This window comes from Bacillus sp. FSL W7-1034 (assembly GCF_038593365.1).
In the GTDB taxonomy this organism is placed as follows: domain Bacteria; phylum Bacillota; class Bacilli; order Bacillales; family Bacillaceae; genus Bacillus; species Bacillus altitudinis.
The window spans coordinates 1045290-1067887 of the sequence record NZ_CP151989.1; the positions used below are offsets into that span (position 1 = coordinate 1045290).

General features: G+C 41.0%; 20 protein-coding genes. 15 read left to right on the plus strand and 5 right to left on the minus strand.

All coding sequences use genetic code 11. The annotated features are described in order from the left end of the window. The first annotated feature begins 331 nt into the window (after positions 1-331). Positions 332-814 carry a hypothetical protein gene (locus NST73_RS05245; protein WP_008348662.1) on the plus strand — a complete coding sequence of 161 codons (483 nt, stop codon included), beginning with the start codon at positions 332-334 and terminating at the stop codon, positions 812-814. Between the two features lie 30 nt (positions 815-844). Here the strand turns inward: NST73_RS05245 and NST73_RS05250 are convergent, their stop codons facing one another. Continuing rightward, positions 845-2284: a PLP-dependent aminotransferase family protein gene (locus tag NST73_RS05250; protein ID WP_342467924.1), complete on the minus strand. Its 1440-nt coding sequence runs from the start codon at positions 2282-2284 to the stop codon at positions 845-847. Positions 2285-2427: 143 nt separating this feature from the next. Between NST73_RS05250 and NST73_RS05255 the strand changes: the two genes are divergently transcribed. The 7 genes from NST73_RS05255 to NST73_RS05285 all read left to right on the plus strand — a co-directional run bounded on the left by NST73_RS05255 (position 2428) and on the right by NST73_RS05285 (position 8803). Beyond that, complete coding sequence (locus NST73_RS05255; RefSeq protein ID WP_342467925.1) at positions 2428-3597, plus strand: MFS transporter; 1170 nt, start codon at positions 2428-2430, stop codon at positions 3595-3597. 62 nt (positions 3598-3659) lie between these two features. Next, a complete protein-coding gene (locus NST73_RS05260; RefSeq protein WP_041507495.1) occupies positions 3660-3938 on the plus strand; it encodes a barstar family protein in 279 nt (92 codons plus the stop codon). A 159-nt stretch (positions 3939-4097) separates the two neighbouring features. Next, positions 4098-5048 carry an ABC transporter permease gene (locus tag NST73_RS05265; RefSeq protein WP_268416792.1) on the plus strand — a complete coding sequence of 317 codons (951 nt, stop codon included), beginning with the start codon at positions 4098-4100 and terminating at the stop codon, positions 5046-5048. Further along, positions 5041-5991 carry an iron chelate uptake ABC transporter family permease subunit gene (locus NST73_RS05270; protein ID WP_342467927.1) on the plus strand — a complete coding sequence of 317 codons (951 nt, stop codon included), beginning with the start codon at positions 5041-5043 and terminating at the stop codon, positions 5989-5991. Before NST73_RS05265 ends, NST73_RS05270 begins: the two co-directional genes overlap by 8 nt. Then, positions 5982-6740 carry an ATP-binding cassette domain-containing protein gene (locus NST73_RS05275; protein ID WP_342473978.1) on the plus strand — a complete coding sequence of 253 codons (759 nt, stop codon included), beginning with the start codon at positions 5982-5984 and terminating at the stop codon, positions 6738-6740. The genes NST73_RS05270 and NST73_RS05275 overlap by 10 nt, the downstream gene beginning before the upstream one ends. 22 nt (positions 6741-6762) lie before the next feature. Continuing rightward, positions 6763-7707, plus strand: a complete 945-nt coding sequence (locus tag NST73_RS05280; protein WP_342467928.1) for a siderophore ABC transporter substrate-binding protein — start codon at positions 6763-6765, stop codon at positions 7705-7707. Between the two features lie 139 nt (positions 7708-7846). Beyond that, positions 7847-8803 (plus strand): LCP family protein, encoded by a 957-nt coding sequence (locus NST73_RS05285; protein WP_007499147.1) that lies wholly within the window; start codon positions 7847-7849, stop codon positions 8801-8803. Positions 8804-9035: 232 nt separating this feature from the next. Here NST73_RS05285 and NST73_RS05290 read toward each other — a convergent pair whose 3' ends face one another. Both NST73_RS05290 and NST73_RS05295 read right to left on the minus strand, forming a co-directional pair. Further along, positions 9036-9470, minus strand: coding sequence for an enoyl-CoA hydratase (locus NST73_RS05290; RefSeq protein WP_268416794.1), 435 nt, complete (start codon positions 9468-9470; stop codon positions 9036-9038). Positions 9471-9555: 85 nt separating this feature from the next. Beyond that, positions 9556-9918, minus strand: a complete 363-nt coding sequence (locus NST73_RS05295; RefSeq protein WP_017360224.1) for a hypothetical protein — start codon at positions 9916-9918, stop codon at positions 9556-9558. Between the two features lie 158 nt (positions 9919-10076). Between NST73_RS05295 and NST73_RS05300 the strand changes: the two genes are divergently transcribed. Both NST73_RS05300 and lepB read left to right on the plus strand, forming a co-directional pair. Further along, on the plus strand, positions 10077-10694 hold the full coding sequence (locus NST73_RS05300) for a TVP38/TMEM64 family protein (protein WP_017366969.1): 618 nt from the start codon (positions 10077-10079) through the stop codon (positions 10692-10694). After that, on the plus strand, positions 10694-11206 hold the full coding sequence (gene lepB / locus NST73_RS05305; protein ID WP_007499139.1) for a signal peptidase I: 513 nt from the start codon (positions 10694-10696) through the stop codon (positions 11204-11206). Before NST73_RS05300 ends, lepB begins: the two co-directional genes overlap by 1 nt. A gap of 239 nt (positions 11207-11445) precedes the next feature. Here the strand turns inward: lepB and NST73_RS05310 are convergent, their stop codons facing one another. After that, positions 11446-12588 carry an AbrB family transcriptional regulator gene (locus NST73_RS05310; protein WP_007499137.1) on the minus strand — a complete coding sequence of 381 codons (1143 nt, stop codon included), beginning with the start codon at positions 12586-12588 and terminating at the stop codon, positions 11446-11448. Positions 12589-12863: 275 nt separating this feature from the next. Here NST73_RS05310 and NST73_RS05315 point away from each other — a divergent pair, with 275 nt between their 5' ends. From NST73_RS05315 to NST73_RS05325, 3 genes are read left to right on the plus strand one after another with little or no spacing between them, the layout of a single operon-like run. After that, positions 12864-13286 (plus strand): BlaI/MecI/CopY family transcriptional regulator, encoded by a 423-nt coding sequence (locus NST73_RS05315; RefSeq protein WP_007499135.1) that lies wholly within the window; start codon positions 12864-12866, stop codon positions 13284-13286. Next, on the plus strand, positions 13279-14118 hold the full coding sequence (locus NST73_RS05320; protein WP_250027040.1) for a M56 family metallopeptidase: 840 nt from the start codon (positions 13279-13281) through the stop codon (positions 14116-14118). Before NST73_RS05315 ends, NST73_RS05320 begins: the two co-directional genes overlap by 8 nt. Before the next feature lie 57 nt (positions 14119-14175). Further along, positions 14176-14586 carry a DoxX family protein gene (locus tag NST73_RS05325; RefSeq protein ID WP_008348626.1) on the plus strand — a complete coding sequence of 137 codons (411 nt, stop codon included), beginning with the start codon at positions 14176-14178 and terminating at the stop codon, positions 14584-14586. Between the two features lie 191 nt (positions 14587-14777). Here NST73_RS05325 and NST73_RS05330 read toward each other — a convergent pair whose 3' ends face one another. Then, positions 14778-15224, minus strand: a complete 447-nt coding sequence (locus NST73_RS05330; protein ID WP_342499430.1) for a ferritin-like domain-containing protein — start codon at positions 15222-15224, stop codon at positions 14778-14780. Positions 15225-15390: 166 nt separating this feature from the next. Here NST73_RS05330 and addB point away from each other — a divergent pair, with 166 nt between their 5' ends. Beyond that, on the plus strand, positions 15391-18900 hold the full coding sequence (addB, locus tag NST73_RS05335) for a helicase-exonuclease AddAB subunit AddB (protein WP_342499431.1): 3510 nt from the start codon (positions 15391-15393) through the stop codon (positions 18898-18900). Continuing rightward, positions 18878-22582: a helicase-exonuclease AddAB subunit AddA gene (gene addA / locus NST73_RS05340; RefSeq protein WP_342467930.1), complete on the plus strand. Its 3705-nt coding sequence runs from the start codon at positions 18878-18880 to the stop codon at positions 22580-22582. Before addB ends, addA begins: the two co-directional genes overlap by 23 nt. Positions 22583-22598 lie beyond the last annotated feature (16 nt).

Here is a 22598-nt window from a genome sequence, read left to right on the forward strand (position 1 = left end):
TCCATTCTAAGAAAGATCATCATTTGAAATCCATACATCTAAGGAAAAGGCGCCGAAAGGGGTCTTTTTTATTTGAGAAAAAATGGCGAAAATGAAATAGATTGAAACCAAATGTGCCTTTCTCGTCGTCTATTGACTGTATCATCATGAAATGGCAGGGAAATGTGAACCATTAGAAGGATTTTCATTCATTTCCGCATAAATCACAGAAGTGATACATGCGGTCTGTTACAATAAAAATAAGTCATTTCTTACAAGGTGTTCGTATGAGGTAAAAGTTGATCATATTTGACCGATATGAACAAATGGGAAAGAGAAATGGGGGCCCTGTATGAAAAAACGATGGCATTTGATGCTGCTATTTACCGTGACAGTGACACTACTCACGGCCTGCAATCAAGCAGGTCAGCCGCCTTCAAAACAAAACACAAAAGAAGCTGCGTATGAACAATGGGTTCAGCGTTATATGGATGAGTTAAATGAAGCATATGAAAACATGACCGATCAATTTATTTCGGATGGACATGGAAAAATTCAAGTAAATGAAAAATTGACAAAAGCGACGAAAGCATTCGACCGTGTCATTCAAAAAGGGCTTACTCATCAAGAAGTGCCAGCTGTGTATCAAAAGGCAGACAAACAATTAAAGACAGGTCTTGCTTCATTTGAAAAAGGAATTAGCAAGGTAGAGCAGCTGTTAAAGCGTCCTGATCAAGAAAAGCTGTTTATGTCAGCTACTCAACATTTTCAAGATGGATTGCAAGAGACAGCCTCTTTCATTGAAGAAGTGGGAAACGTTCAGCAATCACAATGAAAAGCCTGGAAAGGAGACTTCCAGGCTTTTTTAGATGTGCAGTGTTTGCTTTAATCGGCGTACACCTTCTTGAATCATGGCTTCATCCGTACAGGCAAAACCAAGCAGCAACCCTTTCCTTTTGCTTTCATAACAATAGGGGCTTAATGGATAAATGCCGACACCTGCCGCTTTTGCGGCCTCAATCGTGCCTTGTTCATCAAAGTCTGATGTTCCTTCCAAAAAGACGTGAAGGCCTGTATCGGTTCCATATAAACGGAAGTGTTTGTCAAAGTGATGTGTCAAAAGAGCATCCATCATCGCTGCCTGCCGTTTTTTATACACCTGTCTCATCCGCCTGACATATCGCGTAAACTCTCCTTCTCTGAAAAAAGAGGCAAGAGTGATTTGCTCCATGATCGGCAGCTGTCTTTGAATAAGTGATTGCAGTGCAGCGATTTCTTTAATGACTGCTTTGGAGCCGATGATGGCAGCAAGGCGGATGCCTGGAGCAAGTACCTTGGAAAAACTGACAATATAGATCACATGATCGGGTGCTTCTGAAAATAAAGAAGGAAGCGGTCCGCCATGATAACGATAATCCCCATCAAAATCATCTTCTAATATGTAAGATTGAGCCTTCGCAGCAAACTGCAACAGCTCCCGTCTTCTATTGACGCTCATACAGACACCGGTTGGCCGCTGATGAGAGGGCGTTACAGCGATCAGCTTTGTACGTTCTGGCAATGTATTCACCATCATTCCTTCTTCATCGACTGGTGCGGGGTAAATAGTCATTTCGCGATGTAAAAAGGACAACCTTGCTCCAGGAAAACCAGGATCTTCAACAGCGACTGTATCTCCTTTTTTGAGCATGACTTGTGAAATCAAGTCAATGGCTTGCTGTGTGCCTCCTGTTAACACCATTTGGTCTTCTTCTATATCAATGCCGCGTTCAACCGATAAGTATTGGCGAATTTCTGAACGTACTTCCCATAATCCGTGCGGAGAAGAATAGCCCCAATCTTTCATATTTAAGCGCTGTAATGCTTTTAGAAGCGAGCGTTTCCATATGTTTTGAAAATGGTCGTCGATGGCTGGTTCTTGATGGCGGAAATCAATCTCAAGTGTGTCATGAAATTGATTGGCCGAGAGCCAGTGATCCATTTGTTTTTCAGCCTCGTCAAAGTGAGGTCTTGTCGGAAGTGCAAAAGGCGGTTCGTTTTGATGTGGGGGAGAAGCAGCATTGTGATCACTTGAAATGACCTTTGTTCCGCCTCTTCTAGAGGTGCTGACATAGCCTCTTGCCAGCAGTTCATCATAGGCAAGCTGTACGGTGGATCGAGATACGTTGAGCTCTTGTGCTAATACTCTTGACGGAGTCAACTGATCCTCAGGATTCAGTGTGTTTGTATGAATTTTTTGAATGATGCCATTGACGATTTGCTGCCAGAGCGGGGTAGAGCTGGAACGGTCTAAATGAATGTACACAGTGCACCTTCTTTCCCTTGTCATGTCATCATTGATGATGACATGGAATTATGGACTGGTCAATAGCTTCGTTTTTGGATGTAGGAAGAAATCCAAATGATGTGTACACTGGTTCATATCATTTGCACAGAGGAGAGAGTCCCATGATTCCTGCATCAAAAGAAGAAACAGCACAGCTATCTATGATTCCGTTTGTGTTCGTTTTATTTAGCCTTTTTATGATTACAACAGCAGTGAACCTGCAAGTCCCTCTTTATACGGAATATGCAGAGCAGGCAGGATACGGAAAGGCGTCAACAGCCCTTGTGTTTGCTGCGTATGTTTTCGGACTGATTCCAGTATTACTGTTACTTGGCGGCATGTCTGACCGGGCAGGACGAAAACCGATTTTATTGATCGCTCTTTGCTTTTCATTATGTGCCACCCTGCTCATGATCGTGCATCCGACCATACAAATGCTCTTTGTCGCCCGGCTGCTGCAAGGAGTGGGACTTGGGTTAAGTGTTGGCACATGTACTGCCTACTTGATTGCTTTATATCCAGAGAAATCGGGCTGGATCCCAACGTTTATCGCATTATGCAGTTCAATTGGATTTGGGGGAGGTGCTCTTTTTACAGCGATTCTTTCTTTTGAGCAAGTGTCACTGACGCCTCTTAGCTATTGGATTGTGTTGGTCTTGATTATGTTGACGATTGTTGCTGTATTCTTTTTGGTGCCGCCTGTACAAGGGGAGGCAAGTAAACCGCTAATGAACATGCCGAGGTTTCCAAAAGGGACAATGCCTGCGAACATAGCCATTGCTATCGCATGGTCTGTGTGCGGTCTTGTCATTTCGATTTTGCCAGCACAGCTTAAATTAAATGGCTATGAATTGTGGGTAGGCCCAGCGCTGTTTTTTATTAATATGGCAGGTGTTCTGATGCAGCCTTTTGTCCGAAAGATGAATAGCAGTGCAGCGCTTCGTATCGGTTTTATTTGTCTTCCGTGTGGATATGGCCTGCTGTTATTCGGTGCTAATAGCGGGTCCATATTCCTTGTCCTTGCTGGAACTCTTTTAGCGGGCACAGCTTGCTATGGATTTACTTACTTAGGAGGTCTCCAGCTGATTGTTGAGAAAGGGAAGAAGGAAGCGGCTAGAGCCGTTGCTGGATATTACTTGTTTGCGTATCTAGGTCTTGGCATACCAAGTGTGTTCGTTGGTCTCTTTGCTGATATGTACGGTACTCAGACAGTGTTAACGCTCTTTTTCACGCTCGTGTTGTCTGCCTGTCTGATCTTGTTTAGTTTAAGTTTCAGAGAGAGGCAAAAGTGAAATGGATTCTTTCTCTTTCCTCTCCAATTCGTTTAAAATAAAGACAGAAGAGGGGGAGGGAAATGAAAAAAGTACAGCTAAATGGTGCGATGTGCAGATCACAAGAGGAGCTTCATGATCAACTAAAAACAGTGTTACAACTTCCTGATCATTACGGCAAAAATCTTGATGCCCTTTGGGACTGTTTAACAGGAGAAGTGAGCTTGCCTTTAGAGCTCACGTGGATTCATTATCAAGCAAGCAAAGACGAGCTTGGTGATTATGCAGAGAATTTGCGGCAGTTATTTCAAGAGGCTGAAGAGGAACTGCAAGGGCAGTTTCAATTGAATATTGAAGCGTAAAAAAGCAGCTGATCCCTAAAGCTGTTTTTTTATGCGGTTTTCACCCTCTCTCATTCTACTATTGAATATTTCACTAAATATGATAATATATGAACTGTCGCTTAATTGATAATGATAATCATTTGTGGCAGAGAGCTTGATAGAAAGTGTGAACCCTGTATGAAGTTGTACCAATTAATTTTGTTGTTTGTGTGTTTGGCATGTGCGTCGCTGTTTGTCGGAGTACAGGACCTGTCTCTTTTACAGTTGTTTCATCTATCAGATGAACAAATGAACACCTTATTTTCAAGTCGCATCCCGCGGCTGATGAGTATTGTGCTTGCTGGCATGAGCCTGAGCTTATGCGGTTTTATTATGCAAAGCATGACGAGAAATAAATTTGTCTCTCCAACGACTGCAGGAACAATGGATTGGGCCAAGCTGGGTATTTTAACCGCTATGCTTGTTTTTACACAGGCAAGCCCGCTGATGAAAATGGCGATTGCGTTTTTATTTACGTTAGCTGGCAATCTATTATTCTTAAAAATTTTACGCCATATTAAGGTGAACGATACGATCTACGTACCGTTAGTCGGCTTAATGTTTGGCGGAATTGTTAGTTCAATTTCCACGTTTATAGCCTATAAATATGATTTGATCCAAAACGTATCCGCATGGCTGCAAGGGGATTTTTCTCTTATTGTTCAGGGGCGTTATGAACTGCTCTATGTGAGTGTTCCTCTATTGATCATCGCGTATTTATATGCTGACCGCTTTACAGTGGCTGGTATGGGTGAGAGCTTTGCCGTCAATTTAGGTTTAACGTATAAACGTGTCATGGCAGTTGGTTTGGTGATTGTTTCGATGATTACGTCTGTAACGATTTTGACTGTTGGCATGCTGCCATTCCTCGGCTTAATCATTCCGAATATTGTATCGATCTACCGAGGGGATCACTTGAAAAAGAGCCTGCCGCATACGGCTTTATTAGGGGCCATTTTTGTGCTCATATGTGATGTACTCGGACGGGTGATCATTTATCCATATGAAATATCTGTCGGGCTTATGGTTGGCATCATTGGAAGTGCGATCTTCCTGTACATGTTATTAAGGAGGAAGCGCTATGCATAAGAAACGAACATTATTTCTCATTGCAGCCATTGCAGCCGTATTCGTTGTCATCTTCGTCACCTTTCAAATGGGGTACTGGGAGTACACAGTGCCGAGCCGTTTAAAAAAGGTGCTTTCCATGACTTTGACAGGAGGCGCGATTGCCTTTTCTTCTGTTGTGTTTCAAACATTGACCAATAACCGAATCTTAACGCCAAGCATTTTAGGGTTAGACGCGCTTTACTTGTTTTTGCAAACGGCGATTATTTATCTTTTTGGATCGACCAATATGATGATCGCGAATAAGAACCTGAATTTCTTTCTCTGCGTTGGATTAATGATTCTTTTTTCTGTGCTGCTCTATACAGTCATGTTCAAGCGCAAAAACAAGCATATTTTCTTACTCCTGCTTGTCGGGATTGTGTTTGGAACATTGTTCAAAAGTCTTTCTTCCTTTATGGAAATGCTCATTGACCCGAATGAATACCAAGTCGTACAGGACAAGTCTTTTGCCAGTTTTAATCACATGAACACAGATATTTTACTCTTCGCTTCTCTTTTATTTGCGGCACTTTGTCTTTATATATGGACCTTCCGCGCGAAATTAGATGTCATGTCATTAGGAAAGGAACAGGCTGTGAATCTCGGGATTGACTATGACAGGATCACAAAAAAGATGCTGATCGTCATTGCCGTCCTTGTTTCGATTGCGACGGCCCTCGTCGGCCCGATTACGTTTCTTGGCTTACTCGTTGTAAATGTGGCAAGAGAGCTGTTTCGTACATATCGGCACACGTACTTGCTATTAGGCTCGTTTTTCATTAGTGTCATTGCGCTTGTAGGCGGGGAATTTCTTGTGGAAAAGGTATTTACGTTTCAAACACCGCTTAGTGTGCTGATTGATTTAGTCGGCGGACTGTATTTTATTTATCTACTTTTAAAGGAGAGTCGTTCATGGTCGTGATGAAGGGAGTCAGTAAGACATATAACGGAAAAACAGTGCTTCACGAAACAACTGTCAGTGTAAAAAAAGGACAGCTGACCTCTCTCATTGGTCCAAATGGCGCAGGCAAAAGTACGCTTTTGTCCATCATGAGCCGCCTGATTCAACCTGATACTGGGGAAGCTTATTTAGAGGACAAACCTTATCGTGCGTACTTTCCTCAGGAGCTTGCGAAAAAAATGAGCATCTTGAAGCAGTCGAACCACATGAGTGTGCGTTTGACCGTTCGTGAGCTTGTCAGCTTTGGCCGCTTTCCTTACTCTCAAGGCCGCTTGACAAAAGAAGATGAGAACATGATAGATGTGTCGCTTCAATACATGAGACTCGTCGAAATCCAGCATCAATATTTAGATGAACTAAGCGGCGGACAAAGGCAGAGAGCCTTTATTGCCATGGTGCTAGCTCAGGATACGGATTATATTTTCTTAGATGAGCCTTTAAATAATTTAGATATGAACCATTCAGTTGAAATGATGAAGCTGTTTCAGCAGCTCGTGAAAGATCTTGGAAAAACGATTGTTGTTGTTCTCCATGATATTAACTTTGCATCTGTCTATTCAGATCACATCGTCGCCTTAAAAGAGGGTCAGGTGATCAAAGAAGGAAGCGTTGATGAAGTGATTCAAACAGAAGCACTTGAACACATTTATGACATGCGCATACCGATCGAAGTCATTCGTGGTGAGCGTATTTGCTTATATTTTTCTTGAAAAAATGAAGAGGTGATCAATCATGAAAAAATGGATTTGGATGATAACAGTATTAACAGCGATTGCTGTCCTTGCTGCCTGTGGTAACCAAGGAGAAACAGCGGGAACGAATGAGGAAACCGTAACAGTAAAGGATATGTTGAATAAAGACGGTGTGAAGATCAAGAAAAACCCGAAAAAAGTCGTCGTCTTTGATATGGGAAGTCTCGATACACTTGATAAGCTTGGTGTCAACGTGACAGCCTTACCAAAACAAGTGATTCCTCACTATTTATCTAAATATGAAAGTGACAAATATGAGAATGTCGGCGGGTTAAAAGAGCCAAACTTTGAGAAAATTGCAGAGATGAAGCCTGACTTGATCATTATTCAGCACCGTCAAGCAGATGCATTTGATGAATTTTCTAAAATTGCTCCGACGATTTATATGGATGTAGATAATGCAAACTATATGGAATCATTTAAAAAGAATGCTGAAACATTAGGAAAGATTTTTGATAAGGAAGACAAAGTCAAAAAAGAACTGTCTGCCATTGACCAAAAAGTGGCTGCATTAAAGAAACAAGCAAAAGAGTTAAAGAAAAATGGACTCGTCATCATGGCGAACGACAGCAAAATGACGGCATTTGGTCCTAAGTCAAGATATGGTCTGATCCATGATGTATTTGGGATCACACCAGCAGATCAAAAGCTAGAGCCATCTGATAAACATGGACAAAGCATTTCGTATGAGTATATGGTCAAAACGAACCCAGATTACTTATTTGTCGTGGATCGAGGCGCGGCGATTGGAGAAGAAACGTCTGCAAAACAGCTTGTTGAAAATGATTATGTGAAATCAGTCAAAGCGGTTAAAAACAATCATGTGGTGTATTTAAACTCTGACATGTGGTATTTAGCAGGCGGCGGCCTTGAATCATTAAATGCGATGATTGATGAAGTGAAAAAAGGAATTGAACAAAAGTAATGGATGAAAAGCTGCTTATTTTGAGCAGCTTTTTTATTGTGGATACATAAAAATATGTTGCATGCAGGAAACTTTCATCAAAATATGTTATAGTGGAACCTATATTGTGAGACTAAGATAGAGTGAGGGTTCGGAAAGGATGAAGGAGAAAACAAGATCAAAAAGAAGGCTAAGACCTTGGGTGAAAGTCGTGCTGTTTATCATGGCATTTGTCATGATCATGGCAGTATCTGTCACAGGATACGCATACTATAAAATTTCAAAAGCGTCGAATAAAGCGCAAGTATCTTTAGAAAGAGGAGAGACCTCGCAAAAGCGTGTGAAAGCTTTTGATCCAGGAAAGGATAGCTTTTCGGTGCTGCTCTTAGGGATTGACAGCCGTCCAGGTGAAACGGTAGACGAAGCAAGAAGTGATGCGGTCTTACTGGCGACGGTGAATCGAACAGACAAAACGATCAAGCTCCTAAGTATTCCTCGTGATTCTTATGTTGATATACCGGGGAGAGGATATGATAAAATTGCTCACGCCCATGCGTTTGGGAGTGCAGATTTATCAGTCAAAACGGTAGAGAATTTGTTAAACATCCCGGTAGACTATGTGATTGCAGGAAACTTTAAGGCGTTTCAAGACATTGTCGATGAGCTAAATGGAATTGACGTAACGATTGAAGATGAAGGCATTGCAAAACAAATGGAAAAGGATTCAAAAGGAAAAGTTCATGTGGAAACAGGCACGCATACGCTCAGTGGTGAAGAAGCATTAGCGTTTGTGAGAACGAGAAAGGCAGATAGTGATCTCATGCGCGGAAAGCGCCAAATGGAAGCACTTCAAGCCATCTTTGAAAAATCCAAATCCATTTCTTCCATACCGTCTTATGACAACATCATTGATACACTTGGGGATAACGTCTCCACCAATTTATCCATGAAGCAGTTGATCGGTCTATTCCCTTTACTGAGTTCATTAAAATCAGTGGATACCATTCAGTTAAAAGGGCACGATTACCAGCCTGGGAATGTGTATTACTTTGAGTTAGATGGACCAGGATTAGAAGAAGTGAGACAAGAGCTGAGAAAACAGCTCGAATTATCATAATGGAGAAAGAGCCTGCCGCTGTGGCAGGCTTCAGCGTGTAGACAAACCCTCGCATTCTTTGTCAGTCCTGCGTGCTGGTGCTCACGAATGCCACATTCGCTCCGCGCCAGTACTCGTCCTTCCTAGACTGCAAAGGTTTTCTATCACGCTGAAAAGAAGACAAAGGGCTAAAATAAAGTTCATTTTAGCCCTTTGTCAACAATCTGGAGCCTGCCACTGTGGCAGGCTTTTTTTAATAATAGAGGGTTGCAGGCATCGTTGGGTACCACACACCATTTAAAGCAAGCGCCCAGCCATACACCTTTTGACCTGATTCAATCTTGTCCTTTACCGAAATGAGCGCTTCGTATGAAAAGACTTGATAAGTCTGTCCGGTTTTTTTTGCGACAATGACCGATAGAATATTGTCATTGAATACACTTGGCTCTTCGTCCGTACTCGTCCAAGCAATTCGATTATAGTAATTCATGTTGAAAGGATTTTCGAGTGCTTTCACTTCAAACTTCACTCGTTTTCCAACGATAGAAACCGTTGTATAGGCTACACTTGTTATTTGTGCAGATGCTGCTGGGGCTTGTTTTCCTGTCTGCAGTGGTTCTAATGCTGACACTGTGCTTGGCACAAGTAATCCTGCTGCTAAGGTGAGTGCTGTTATTTTTTTGAACATGAGTTGGAACCTCCTAATTTTTGGTATAACAATCAATTCGCCAAAAACTGAAGAGTTCCTTCTATAAATGTAAAATATAACCATATTATTTTCCTGAATGGAGGAAATAATGGGTGAGCATTTCCTCTACACGATGACGTATACGGGGATTAAAATATTTATGCTTTTCTTCATAGCCATTTATCAGAAATAAATATGTCGTAAATCCTTCATCGTGTTCAATTTGCTGTACGTTCATTTTTTCTTTACGTAACTGTTGTTTCAGTTGATAAAGGGCTTTTTGTGCTTCTTTTAATGAAGAGGTGACTAGCTGAATATATGGTTCATTTAGTTTGAATGTTTGATGTTTTTTAAGGTACGTCAAATCACGATTGAGGATGGAGATGACCATTGGAAGAAAGATGGCCTGTTCCATCATCTGAAGCTGTACGCTTGATAATCTCGTCATGTCCATGCCTGCTTTCTTTATTTATAGAACATTTGTTCTTATTTATTATATCGGAGGAGTTAAAAAATCTCAAGGGGGGCTGAGAGGGATTCATTTGTATATTTTTATGTTTTCCATGTAAAATGAAAGATAGACAAACCTTGAAGGAGTCAAACAAGTTGCCATTATTTCTTTCTATATTTACTCATGAAAATATCACATCATTTTTTGAAAGCTACAAGGCTTTTGGACCCATTGTGGCTATATTACTCCCTTTAATAGAAGCATTTCTACCGTTTTTACCTCTCGTGGCATTTGCGGTGGCCAATGCAAATGCTTTTGGGCTATGGGAAGGCTTTTTATTGACCTGGATTGGTGCAAGTGCAGGGTCTATCCTTGTCTTTTTACTGATCAGAAAATTTGGACAGATGAGGATGCTGAACTTTATTAGCAGACACCCTTCTATTCAAAAGCTAATGCTTTGGGTTGAAAAGCGGGGATTTGGTCCGTTATTTATTTTACTCTGCTTTCCTTTTACACCTTCTGCTGCCGTTAATGTCGTAGCAGGTCTATCAAGAATCAGCGTCTGGCAGTTCTCATTAGCTGCTTTATCAGGGAAGTGTGTCATGCTCTTTATTATTAGTTTTATCGGCTATGACATTTCAGCTTTAGTAAAGAATCCGTTAAGAAGTGTTTTTGCGGTTCTAGTCATTGCTTTATTATGGTATGTTGGAAAGAGAGTAGAAAATAGGTTGAATATTCGGATGAGTCAGCGTGAGGACAAAGGAGGCTCTTAATGAAAAAGAAGCCATTGCTATGGTTCATGATTATTACATGCATCGTCTTGTTGTTCCAAGTAAAGAATTTCATGTTTGTCACGTACAAAGTAGAAGGGGTTAGTATGGACCCGACATTTACAGATGGAACAGAATTATTAATTAACAAGTTCTCGCCAAAACTCACGAAAATTAGCCGGTTTGACTATGTATTATTTCATGGCCCTAAAAATCAAATCTTGATCAAACGGGTCATTGGGCTTCCAGGAGAAACAATCAAATATGAAGATGATCAACTGTTTGTTGATGGTGTGAAATGGAAAGAACCGTATTTAAAAGAGCAGAAAAAACATAAAATGGGCAACGTCCTAACAGGTGATTTTCAGCTGAAAGCCATCACCGGTCGTCAGAACATACAAAACAATCATTACTTCGTGATCGGAGATAATCGAATACATAGCTTTGACAGCCGGCATTTTGGAACGATCTCAAAGGATCAAGTAGTCGGTGTAAAAAGGAATCATGATGAATAAAAAAGAGCCGCTCTGCTTATGCAAAGCGGCTCAGCGTGTAGACAAACCCTCGCATTCGTTGTCATGTCTGCGCTCCAGTGCTCACGAATGTCAAATTCGCTCCGCTCTGGTGCTCGACCTTCCTAGACTGCAAAGGTTTTCTATCACGCTGAAAAGAAGACAACGGGCTAAAATCAACATCATTTTAGCCCGTTGTCAGACCATCTGAAAGCCGCTCTGCTTATGCAAAGCGGCTCTTTTTATTTAGCGGCTTTATAATCAGTCTGTCTTTTTGCCCAGACATGATGTAAGAAACGAAAAAACGGTGGCAGCATGGCGATGACCAAAATAATTCTAACGACTTGTACAGCCACAACAAATGTGGAATCCTCGTGAAGTGTAACAGCTGTTGTCGCCATTTCTGCAATACCGCCAGGCGAAAAAGCAAGAATGGCCGTAATGACAGAAATACCTGTTATTTCTGCAATGGCAATTGAACTGAGAACGGTCGCAGCAATCAATCCGGCTGAGCTGACGACGGCCACAATCAAGGTATTTTTTAGCCCGACAAACATTTGTTTATTCATTTTTGACCCGATGGTTGCCCCTAGAAATACCTGTGACGCAATGTTCGCTTGGGCTGGCCAGTAAGGAATCAAATCATGACCTGTCAAGGCGCCTGCCCCTACTTGGAGAGCCGCCACACCTAACATACTGCCGATCAGCCATGGGGCGGGAAAGTGAAGACGCACGGCTAGGCGTGACATCAGCCATGCCCCTAAAATGAGTGCAGCAGTCCAAGAAATGTTTGATATTGTGAAAACGCCTGATGAGAAGGCGCTGCCTTGGGCGACTACCACATCTGATTGGCTTTTTGTATTTAAATAAAATACCGTAAAAGGAATGGTCAGTACGACCATTAACACGCGTATCGTTTGTACGAGACTCACTACAGCTGTATTTGCTCCAACCTCTTGGGCGATGCCCGGCATAGCGGAAAGACCGCCGGGGGCAGTGCCTACAAAGCTGGTCAGCATATCTGTTTTACTCAGCTTCCATAAGACAAACCCGGAGAGCATGGCTAATAAAATAGAAAAAACGAGCATGAAACTCACGGGAAGCCAATTTTCAGCGAAAATGTGAAGGACTTTCATGTTCATTTTTTGTCCTAGTTCGATTCCGAGAATGAATTGACCAAGGAGTAGCCATCTGCTGTGAATACGTAAGGTATTCTTTCCTTTACGCTGAAACAGGGCGGGACGGCGCAGGGCAATAAATGCAGCTGTCATTAATGTGCCAATCATCCAGCCGATAGACATCCCTGTTAGAGACAAAAGGAATCCACCTAAACCGCTTACCGCAATCAAAATGAGATCGGTTCGAAGGCTGTTTCCTTGCTTCATCACGTATAAACCTTCTTCCTGTATATTTGTTCAGTAAGTGAAATGTTGTTATCTTCACTATAATACAAAAGTCTCTATAAATAAAATACGAATTTTTTTAGTATTTTCATAAGATTATCTTATGGTTAACTCTGTTAGAAAAGAGATTTTTTTGATATAAATGACATATAATTTTCGCCAAAAACAAATACAATATACAACGATTTTCCCCTATTTTTGTTATCTGTTGACTATCATTTTCAATTACACTACAATGCTTAGTGTGAGGTGATGACATGAAAATTCCTTCTTTTAAATATAACGAAAAGGGATTGAACCGCTTTTTCGGTCCTTTAGAAGGAAGGATTATGGAGATCCTTTATCAAGGTGAGGATATGCCGATTAAAGAGGTACAGCAGAAGCTGTCAGATGAGAAGCCAATTAATTTCAACACGGTCATGACGGTACTCAATCGATTAACCGAAAAAGGAATTGTGGAAAAGAAAACAAAAGGGCGTTCATCTATCTATAACCCTGTTTTAACAAAAGAAGAATTTCTAAATGAGCAAACGAAATGGATTACTCAAGGACTGATGGATGATTTCGGCCCCCTTGCAGTCAATCATATGGTGGACGCAATTGAAAGTGCTGATCCTGAATTACTGAAGGTACTCGAAGCAAGGCTTGCATCCAAAAAAGAGGAGAAACGACATGATTAAAATGAAGTCGAGTCTGCTGTTTTTAGGCGGTATATTGATTGGCTTAGTGATCTTTTACCAGATGGGCTATTATGTACTCTCGAGCTTTTTTGGCTGGAATCAAGCATATAACCTGATCCATGTATGTCAATCTGTTCTCGAATTTTATGGATTCACTCCTTTAAAGTATTTTCTGGATGCGTTCGTCTTGTATACGCTTGGTTTTGCCGTTTTCTATATGACAAAGCAGGTCAGAAAGTATCTTCATTTCAAAAGAAATATGATGATGGCAGTCGATCAACATTCAACGCAAAGTCTATCAGACAATTATAGAAATGAGATCATTGTGTTTCATTGCCATGAACCGCTTGCTTTCGCAATGGGGATGCTTCGGCCAAAAGTGTATCTCTCAACAGCGCTTATAGACATGCTGGATGAAGGGGAAATCGATGCTGTTGTCTATCACGAATTACATCACAAATACAGCTACGATCCTTTAAAGACTTTCGCTTTCTCTATGCTCACAAAAGTGATTTGGTACATTCCTGTGTTAAAGCATATGAGACAAAGTTACTCCGTTTTTCGTGAAGTCATTGCAGATGACTATGCCATTCAGCAGACAGGGACTGAGCTTGGAGTAGGGCAAGCCCTTTTGAAACTCATTAAAAATAGAACCCAGTTTCAAAAACAAACAAAATTTGCCGTGTCCTTTGGAGATCGAGCATTGAATTTAAGAATCCAAAAAATCTTAAACCCAACATACAACATACCGTTCAATGTACCACTTATCCCAATTGTGACATCAGCCATCCTCATGTTGGTCTTAATGATTATGCTCAACTTAAATTACTAATTTTTTTTACGAATGAACATTACATGATGTAGTGTAAAAATGGGAGGAAATCACTATATGAAAACAAATCAAGAAATAGGAACACTTTTTGTACGCGTCATCTTAGGCATTATTTTCTTTTTACATGGGCTTCAAGCATATCAAGGTGGACTAGGAGGCACTGCTGCATTTTTTGGTCAAATTGGTGTCCCTGAATTTATGGCCTATATTGTCAAAACAATTGAACTGGTTGGTGGAATTGCCCTAATTCTAGGTTTAGGCACACGTCTTTTCGCAGCTTTATTTGTGCCAATTATGGCTGTAGCCATTATCACAGTTGGTTTTGCAAGAGGATTTGTGGGCGGTTATGAATTTGAACTTTCTTTAATGGTCATGGCGCTTTACTTGACACTTAGTGGCAGCAAGATGCTATCGATTGATGGATTGTTAAAACAACAGCAGCAAAGCAATGAAGCAAAATTTCATTAAATAACAAAAAACTCCTTCTGCGATTTGTAGCAGAGGAGTTTTTTTATGGTTAAAAGGTCGTTTTATCATTAAAAAAGGAAAAGCGAAGAGGCGTTTTGATGATGACAGCCCTTTATTTCACATATTGAATGAGCAAAAAAGCAATTTCATTTTTTGACGGAACATACGATCTCCTATTAAAATAGGGGTAACTAAGAAACATGGTGCGTTAAAAGATATAGAAACCAGACGGCATGCTGCTGTTCATCTTGAGCAATACGCTTCATTAATTCCTTTGTTCCTTGATCACGGACATAGTCTGATACCGTTAAGTAAAAATCGACTGTTTTTTGTTCGTCTTTAAAGGCAAATAAGAGACCTTCCCTAAATTGGTCTGGACAAGGCTCTGTTATGCTTGGTTTGTGGTTTTTACCAGTCAAAGAATAGTATAGCTTTGTAAATAGCTGATAATGTCTGACTTCATCCTGACGTATTTCTTGAATGATTTTTTTCGCTTCAGGATTTTTTGCTTTTTGTGCAAGTTTTTCATAGCATTGGATCGCAGAATATTCGCCATTGATGGCCTTTTCAAGGTCTGCAATGATCCTTGTGTTTTGGCGCATGTCATATGGCGAGTAGTCATAATAACTGTAATACATGATATTGCCAGCCTCCTTTTAGATCATGATGGTTTATGATATGAAAAGAGTCGGGAAAGGTGCCTATTTTCTTTTCAATCGGAGGAGAAAGGGAAGGTGATAGGAAAATAGCTATTTACCTTTATTTTCGCTAGAATATGAGTACATAAGAAAGGTGTTGTGGAACGTGGAGATTCAGTTTTTAGCAGGCAGATCGGGGAGTGGAAAAACGACTGCAATTCTAGAAGAAATCAAAGAACAACTGCGGCTTGATCCGCTGGGTCCGCCAATCATTTTTTTAGTCCCGGATCAAATGACATTTTTAATGGAATATGAGCTTGCAAAAACGTCTGAAGCTGGTGGAATGATCAGGGCCAAAGTCTTTAGTTTTACTCGGCTTGCCTGGTCTATATTACAGCAGACTGGCGGTGCGAACCGTCAATTTGTCACAAGCACAGGGATTCAAATGCTCTTAAGAAAAGTAATAGAAGAACAGAAAGACAAGTTTAAGGTATTCAAAAAGGCGAGTGATAAACCGGGATTTGTTGAGCAAATAGAAAAGACGATGGCTGAATTCAAAAGGTACTGTATGATGCCGGAGGATATTGAAAAAATCTCGGCAGCCAGCATGCATTCAGAGTATACAGAAGAAAGACGTGCGGCGGAAAAATTGCATGATCTTCATGTTCTTTATCAGCAGATGGAGCAGCATCTGCAAGATGAGTATGTGCACTCAGAGGATTACTTGACACTTCTGGCTCAGCAAATTCCTTTATCAGAAGAATTGAGAGGGGCACACATTTATATAGATGGTTTTTATCAGTTTACCCCCCAGCAGCTTCTTGTCATTGAACAGCTTTTGCTACATGCCGAAAAAATAACAGCTGCATTCACAGTGGATCGTTCCTATCATGACACGCAGCCAAATGAACTTGATTTATTTCGCATGACAGGTAAGACATATTCCCAGCTTTATCAGCTGGCTAAAGAGTGCGGAGCGGCTATTTCTGAGAACATTTTGGAGAGAAATAAGCGGCATCTTCATACCCCAGATCTAGCTTATTTAGAAAATCAATATGAACAGAGACCTTTGCAGCCGTATCAAGAAGAAACGCCTCACCTTACCGTATCGAAAAGTGCAAATAAACGAGCTGAAATTGAGGGAGTAGCGAGAGATATTCTTGATTTAGTAAGAGGTGAAGGTCTTAGGTTACGAGACATCTCAATTGTTGCAAGACATGTAGAAGACTATAAAGATACGTTAAAAGAGGTGTTTCGAGATTACGATATTCCTTTCTTTATTGATGGAAATGAATCGATGCAGTATCATCCGCTCATTGAGTTCATTCGTTCGAGCCTCGATGTCATAAAAGGGAACTGGCGGTATGAGGCGGTGTTTCGCTGTGTGAAAACGGAGTTCTTATTTCCGCTTGAACTCGCTAAAAACAAAGCGAGAGAACAGGCGGATCAGCTTGAAAACTATTGTATTGCTTACGGTGTAAAAGGTGAACGCTGGACGAATGGTTCACGATTTCATTATCGCCGCTTCCAATCACTAGATGAAGATTTTGGACAAACCGATCAAGAAATAGAAATGGAGCAAATGCTGAATGATGTAAAAGAATGGATTGTACCGCCTCTCTTTCAATTGCAAAAAAGATTGAAAAAAGCGCAAAAGCTAAGAGACATGGTGGAGGCAGTGTATATCTTTCTAGAAGAAGCCCAAGTGCCAGAAAAGCTTGAAAAGGCAAGGCTTGAGGCAGAAGAAGCAGGCAGGTTAGCTGAAGCGATGCAGCATGGGCAAGTGTGGGATGCTGTCATTCAATTGATGGATGAATTTGTTGAAATGCTGGGCGAGGAGGAGCTCTCATTTCCATTATTTCAACAGATGATGGATACAGGACTGTCCTCTCTCAAGTTTGCTTTGATTCCCCCTTCACTTGATCAAGTGTTTATCGGAAGTATGGATTTATCCAGAATGTATCAAGTAAAGTGTACGTTTGTCATTGGAGTAAATGATGGAGTTATACCTGCACGGCCCTCTGATGAAAGTGTATTGTCTGAAGACGACCGGGAATGGTTAAAGCGGGCAGGAGCAGAGCTGGCAGAGACAGGGAAGGAACGGCTGCTGGATGAACAATTTTTGATATATCAAGCGCTGTCCAGTCCATCGCACTACCTGTATTTATCCTATTCAGCTTCAGATACGGAAGGGCGGTCTCTTTTGCCTTCGACCCTCATCAAGTATTGTGAGGAACTGATGCCAAACCATCAGCAAGCCCTCTATGTGTTAGATCCAGAGCAGTTGGATGATCAGGAGCAATTAAAATTTGTAACAAACGAGCATGTCTCGTTATCCTATACCGTTTCGCAGCTGCAACAATGGCTCAATCAATATCCGATCAGCGGCGTATGGTGGAGTGTATATAATCATTTGATGACCTCGTCCAACCGTGACGTATCAAAAAAAATCATGTCCAGCTTGTTCTTTACCAATAGAGCGAAACGTTTAAAGCCGAATGTCACAAAAGAACTTTACGGTGACCATATTCAGGGCAGTGTTTCAAGAATGGAGAAATTCAATGCATGTGCATTTTCTCATTTTGCTTCCCACGGGCTAAAACTAAAAGACCGACAATTTTACAAATTAGAAGCACCTGATATCGGCCAGCTCTTTCACTCGGCTTTAAAACTGATTTCAGATACGCTTGTTGAACAAAAAAAGGATTGGAAAAACTTAACGAAGGAAGATTGTGTGACCTACTCAAGGCATGCAATTGAACAGCTGGCTCCACGTCTGCAAAAAGAAATTTTATTAAGCTCTAATCGGCATGCTTATATAAAAGAAAAGCTTCAAAAAATCCTCATCAGGGTGTCTTCTATATTAAGCGAACATGCAAAAGTGAGCGGATTCTCTCCGGTTGGACTTGAGTTAGGTTTTGGAGGTCAAGGACCTCTGCCGCCGTTTACTTTTCAATTAAAAAACGGCTGCACGATGGAGCTTGTTGGAAGGATTGACCGAGTGGATAAAGCAGAAGGGTCAAAAGGACTTCTATTAAGAATTGTCGACTATAAGTCCAGTGAGAAGGGGCTTGATCTAGCAGAAGTTTACTACGGTTTAGCCTTGCAAATGCTCACTTATTTAGACCTGACCATTACGTATTCTAAAGAATGGCTTGGCATGGAAGCGACACCGGCAGGAATTTTATACTTCCATATTCATGACCCGCTGATTCAAGCGCCTATTCCGCTTGGAGAAGATGCAATTGAGCAGGAAATATTGAAGAAATTTAAAATGAAGGGTCTATTGCTCGAAGATGTGGAAGCAGTGAAGTTGATGGATCAAACACTCGAATCAGGAAGATCACAAGTCATCCAAGCTGGTTTGAAAAAGGATGGTTCTTTCCGATCTGACTCTGCGGTATTAAGTGAAGATCATTTTCACATTCTCACAAAACACGTTCGGCGAACCTTTGAAGAGGCAGGAGAAAGAATTACAAGCGGTGAGGTAGAGATAAACCCATATAAATTAAAGGATCAAACCCCTTGCCGCTTTTGCTCCTTTAAGTCTATTTGCCAATTTGATGAATCAATAGAAGATAATGAATTTAGGGTGCTCACCTCTGAGAAGGATGATGTCATGTTAGACCGGATCAAAAAAGAAGGGGATCAGTATGCAAATACCAAAACCGAATAACAGTACTTGGACAGATGACCAATGGAACGCCATCGTTTCAGAAGGACAAGATATTCTTGTTGCTGCGGCGGCAGGGTCAGGGAAAACAGCGGTCTTGGTTGAACGGCTCATTCGAAAAATGACTCGGCCGGAGCAGCCAGTTGATGTGGACAGGCTGCTCGTAGTGACTTTTACCAATGCTTCAGCAGCAGAAATGAAGCACCGGATCACTGAAGCACTTGAAAAAGAACTATCTAAAAACCCTGGATCACTTCATATGCGGAGACAGCTGTCACTTATGAATCGTGCCAATATTTCTACCTTGCACTCCTTTTGTTTGCAAGTTCTTCGCACTTTTTATTATGAGATTGACCTTGATCCAGGTTTTCGTTTGGCTGATCAAACAGAAGGAGAATTATTAGGAGATGAAGTGTTAGATGAACTGTTTGAGGATGAGTATAAGGCTGGAAAGCCGTCATTTTTTGAACTCGTTGATCGTTACACATCTGATCGGCATGATTTAGATCTTCAATGGCTTGTCAAAAGAATTTATGAGTTTTCTAGGTCACATCCAGCGCCCGAACAATGGATGCGGGCATTCCTTTCTCTTTATGATGTGGATACACAGACAAAGGTAGAAGAATTACCCTTTTATCCATATATCAAAGAGGACCTTTCTCTCGTTTTAAGAAGCTGCCAGGAACTGCTGGAACAAGCGCTCACTTTATCAAAAGAGCCGGGCGGTCCAGCACCGAGAGCAGAGAATTTTATAGATGATTTAGAGCAAGTAAATGAATTAATAAGGCATCAAGATGATTTTGAGACACTTTATGAGCTTTTACCAACTATCAATTTTAAAAGGTTAAAGACTTGCAAAGGGGATGACTATGACCCAGCTCTGTTAGAAAAAGCAACAGATGCACGCAATCAAGCCAAAAAACAATTAGAAAAGCTAAAAGATGAATACTTTATGCGCAGTCCCGATCAGCATTTAAAAAGCTTGGCTGAAATGAAGCCAGTTGTAGAAACACTTGTAGAGCTTGTGATTCAATATGGAGAGCGTTTCGAAAGAGCAAAACAAGAAAAATCAATCGTAGACTTTTCGGATCTAGAACATTATTGTTTGCGCATTTTAGCGAAGCAGGACGCAGAAGGAAATCTCATTGAAACAGAAGCGGCTAAATACTATCAACAGCAATTTGAAGAAGTACTCGTGGATGAATACCAGGATACAAATCTTGTCCAAGAAACGATTTTAAAGCTTGTGTCTAAAGGGAAACAACCGGCAGAAGGCAATCGCTTTATGGTTGGTGATGTGAAGCAGTCCATTTATCGCTTTAGACTTGCAGAGCCGATGCTCTTTTTAAATAAATATAAACAATTTAAAGCAGATAACAAAGAAACAGGTAAAAGAATTGATCTAAATAAAAACTTCCGTAGCCGGGCTGATGTTTTAGACAGTACCAACTTTCTGTTCAAACAGCTGATGGGAGAAACAGTTGGAGAAATTGAATATGACGAACAAGCTGAATTAAAGCTTGGAGCGAGTTATCCGCAAAGCGAAGACACGACGACAGAAATGCTTCTTGTTCATTTAGATCAGCACGACACAGAAAGCGATGAAGAACGAGAAGAGCTAGAGACGGTACAATTTGAGGCGAGAGTGATTGCAAAGAAAATAAAAGAATTGGTAGAACAGCCTTTTCAAGTGTACGATGCAAAACAGCAGCTGACACGCAACTTGCAGTATCGAGACATTGTGATCTTGCTTCGATCAATGCCGTGGGCTCCGCAAATGATGGAAGAGTTGAAGAAGCAGGGAATCCCTGTTTATGCGAATCTTTCCTCAGGCTATTTCGAAGCGACAGAGGTATCTGTCATTCTTTCTTTGTTAAAAGTGATTGATAATCCATATCAAGATATTCCGCTCGCTGCTGTTTTAAGGTCACCTCTTGTTCATTTAGACGAAAATGAGATGGCACTGATTAGAACCAGTGATAAAAAAGGCACTTATTATGACGCTGTGAAGGCATTTATGAGTGTGACACACTCTGATCATCCGACATGCAGAAAGCTGGAGCGATTCTTCCTTCAATTACGCAAATGGCGTGATTTTTCGATTCAGCATTCGGTAGCAGAACTGATTTGGGAAGTGTACCGAGATACACAATATCTAGATTATGTCGGCGGGATGCCAGGAGGTAAGCAAAGACAGGCAAACCTTCGGGCTTTATATGATCGAGCGAAACAGTATGAAAAGGCTGCATTTAGAGGGCTGTTTCGATTTCTTCGATTTATTGAAAGAATGCAAGAGCGTGGAGATGATCTTGGAGCGGCAAAAACGTTCAGTGAAACAGAGGATGTTGTCCGCATGATGACCATTCATAGCAGTAAAGGACTCGAATTCCCTGTTGTATTTACTGCAGGACTTGGCAGAAACTTTAACATGATGGATTTAAACCAGTCCTATTTGCTCGATAAAGAATTAGGTTTTGGCAGCAAATATATTCATCCTGAGCTGAGAATTAGTTATGCAACATTACCGCTGATCGCGATGAAAAAAAAGATGAGAAAAGAGTTGTTATCTGAAGAACTGAGGGTTCTATATGTGGCGCTCACAAGGGCGAAGGAAAAATTATTTTTAGTCGGCTCTGTCAAAAATCAAGTGAAAGCTTTAAGTAAGTGGCAAAATGCCGCAAACGGAGACGACTGGCTTCTCCCTGATTTTGAACGTTATCAAGCGAGAACATACTTAGATTTTATTGGCCCTGCCCTTATCCGTCATCAAGCGATGTCTTCTCTTTTAGAAGAATCGAGAGAAGTCGTTCTCTCGCATCCATCATCATTTTCTATCACCTTTCATCAAGCGTCCGATCTTCTACAAGAAGACATGTCACTTGAAAAACAAAAACAAGACGAAGTGCTACAAGCATTAATGGAAGGTGTGCCTGTTCAAGGATATGGCGATTACGAGGAGGAAGTAAAAGAAAGACTTTCATGGCGTTATCCATATTTAGCGGCCTCCCAAGTAGGGACAAAGCAGTCAGTTTCCGAGATCAAAAGAATGAAAGAAATACAGGATGAATACAGTGTGCCTGCTTCCATTCGAAAAGCTCATGCGACACTGTACGAACGACCGGCTTTTATGAAGAAAAAAACACTCACAGCTGCAGAACAAGGGACGGCCATGCATACAGTCATGCAGCATATACCTCTTCCTTCAAATGAACCATATGATGAATCTCGTGTAGAAGAGCTGCTCCATTCTTTAAAAGAGAAAGACTTACTAACAGATGAACAAATCCAGTCCATCAATCGAGAAGGAATTGTGGCCTTCTTTTCTACTGCTATTGGTCAAAAACTGCAGAAAGCGGACTGGGTGAAACGAGAAGTATCGTTTAGTATGGTTTTACCGGTTAAAGAGGTATACAGCCATATTGATGCAGAAGGTGAACCTGTGCTCATTCAAGGAATGATCGATTGTTTATTTGAAGCAGATGGCAAGCTCTATTTACTTGATTATAAAACAGATCGAGTGACTGGCAGATTCTCAGGTGGATTAGAGGAAGCTGAAGCGATGTTAAAAAAACGCTATGAAACGCAAATATCGTTGTATACAGCAGCGGTAGAACGTTTAACAAACAGAACATTAGAGGAGAAAATCCTTTATTTCTTTGATGGAAATCTAGAAATTTCTTTATAGGTGGAATGAATGAGAG

Excerpts from the sequence above, each read along its gene's own strand:
- NST73_RS05245 (WP_008348662.1), top strand. The coding sequence starts at position 332 with ATGAAAAAACGATGGCATTTGATGCTGCTATTTACCGTGACAGTGACA.
- NST73_RS05255 (WP_342467925.1), top strand. The coding sequence starts at position 2,428 with ATGATTCCTGCATCAAAAGAAGAAACAGCACAGCTATCTATGATTCCG.
- NST73_RS05260 (WP_041507495.1), top strand. The coding sequence starts at position 3,660 with ATGAAAAAAGTACAGCTAAATGGTGCGATGTGCAGATCACAAGAGGAG.
- NST73_RS05265 (WP_268416792.1), top strand. The coding sequence starts at position 4,098 with ATGAAGTTGTACCAATTAATTTTGTTGTTTGTGTGTTTGGCATGTGCG.
- NST73_RS05270 (WP_342467927.1), top strand. The coding sequence starts at position 5,041 with ATGCATAAGAAACGAACATTATTTCTCATTGCAGCCATTGCAGCCGTA.
- NST73_RS05275 (WP_342473978.1), top strand. The coding sequence starts at position 5,982 with ATGGTCGTGATGAAGGGAGTCAGTAAGACATATAACGGAAAAACAGTG.
- NST73_RS05280 (WP_342467928.1), top strand. The coding sequence starts at position 6,763 with ATGAAAAAATGGATTTGGATGATAACAGTATTAACAGCGATTGCTGTC.
- NST73_RS05285 (WP_007499147.1), top strand. The coding sequence starts at position 7,847 with ATGAAGGAGAAAACAAGATCAAAAAGAAGGCTAAGACCTTGGGTGAAA.
- NST73_RS05290 (WP_268416794.1), bottom strand. The coding sequence starts at position 9,470 with ATGTTCAAAAAAATAACAGCACTCACCTTAGCAGCAGGATTACTTGTG.
- NST73_RS05295 (WP_017360224.1), bottom strand. The coding sequence starts at position 9,918 with ATGACGAGATTATCAAGCGTACAGCTTCAGATGATGGAACAGGCCATC.
- lepB (WP_007499139.1), top strand. The coding sequence starts at position 10,694 with ATGAAAAAGAAGCCATTGCTATGGTTCATGATTATTACATGCATCGTC.
- NST73_RS05310 (WP_007499137.1), bottom strand. The coding sequence starts at position 12,588 with ATGAAGCAAGGAAACAGCCTTCGAACCGATCTCATTTTGATTGCGGTA.
- NST73_RS05315 (WP_007499135.1), top strand. The coding sequence starts at position 12,864 with ATGAAAATTCCTTCTTTTAAATATAACGAAAAGGGATTGAACCGCTTT.
- NST73_RS05320 (WP_250027040.1), top strand. The coding sequence starts at position 13,279 with ATGATTAAAATGAAGTCGAGTCTGCTGTTTTTAGGCGGTATATTGATT.
- NST73_RS05325 (WP_008348626.1), top strand. The coding sequence starts at position 14,176 with ATGAAAACAAATCAAGAAATAGGAACACTTTTTGTACGCGTCATCTTA.
- NST73_RS05330 (WP_342499430.1), bottom strand. The coding sequence starts at position 15,224 with ATGTATTACAGTTATTATGACTACTCGCCATATGACATGCGCCAAAAC.
- addA (WP_342467930.1), top strand. The coding sequence starts at position 18,878 with ATGCAAATACCAAAACCGAATAACAGTACTTGGACAGATGACCAATGG.